Origin of the sequence: Mycobacterium sp. E342, assembly GCF_001667665.1 — a bacterium.
GTDB lineage: Bacteria > Actinomycetota > Actinomycetes > Mycobacteriales > Mycobacteriaceae > Mycobacterium.
Map to the genome: position 1 here is coordinate 1 of NZ_LZJM01000007.1, position 887 is coordinate 887.

1 protein-coding gene and 1 pseudogene are annotated in these 887 nt (G+C 70.2%); one reads left to right on the forward strand and one right to left on the reverse strand.

The genetic code is table 11. From position 1 onward, the window contains the following. Positions 1 to 134 (reverse strand): annotated as a pseudogene (locus A5692_RS00360) (TetR/AcrR family transcriptional regulator); the annotation flags it as partial. 143 nt (positions 135 to 277) lie between these two features. On the opposite strand from A5692_RS00360, the gene A5692_RS00365 reads away from it, so the two are divergent. Beyond that, a partial coding sequence (locus A5692_RS00365; protein WP_068050974.1) for a TetR/AcrR family transcriptional regulator occupies positions 278 to 887 on the forward strand: 610 nt, incomplete at its 3' end.

An 887-nucleotide genomic window follows, 5' to 3' on the forward strand; every position in this document is an offset into this window, starting at 1 on the left:
GCCCGGGCGATCTCACGGATGGTGGCGCCCGCGTACCCGACCTCGGCCACGCAGCGCATGGTGACAACGACGATCCGCTGCCGCGTCTCCTCGCCGCTGGCACCGACCGGACGTCCCCGTTGCGCCCGCGTCACCGTGCTGTCCTCACTCGCGCGTCCCGTCCGCCGGCTCTCGGTGCCCGACACAGTCGAATATAATCGAGTGATCGATTAGTTCCGGCTTCGCCGCGGAGGTGCGTAGTGCGTGATGGACGGAGCTGCCACGTGCTTCCCGCCGCATGAGCGCCACGCCGCCGCGATTGGGCCGCCCGGTGGGTGCCGACGGTGAGCAGACCCGGGCCCGCATCATCACCGCCGCGATGCGATGCGTGGCCGAGGTCGGGTACGCGGGCGCCACCATCCGTGAGATCGCCCGGGCTGCGAACATCACCAGCGCCAGCCTCTACAACTACTTTCCGAACAAGGCGGAGCTGATCAACGCCGCGATAGCGGCGCGCACGGACGTCGCGTTGCCGCGGCTGCGCGCGGCCGCCGCGCGCCCGGGGACCGCCGTCGACCGCATCGAGGCGGTGCTCGACGAATCGGGCCGGCTCATGCGCGAGTATCCGCATCTTGCCGCCTTCGAGTGGGTGATCCGCGCCGAAGGCGCTGTCGCCCGCGATTCGCGGCTCGCGGCCGACTTCCAGGTGTTTCGCGGAATCATCGAGGGTGTCATCGACGATGCCTACCGCCGGGGCGAGCTCGCGCACCGGGCCGACCGCAACGGCATCGTCGAGGCCGTCTACGCGCTGATCTATGGGTTGACGGAGCTGGCGGCCACGTCGCCGCCCCGGGACTATCACGCCGCGCTGGACGCGGCCAAGAAATTGATCCGGGGAACGTTGGGGC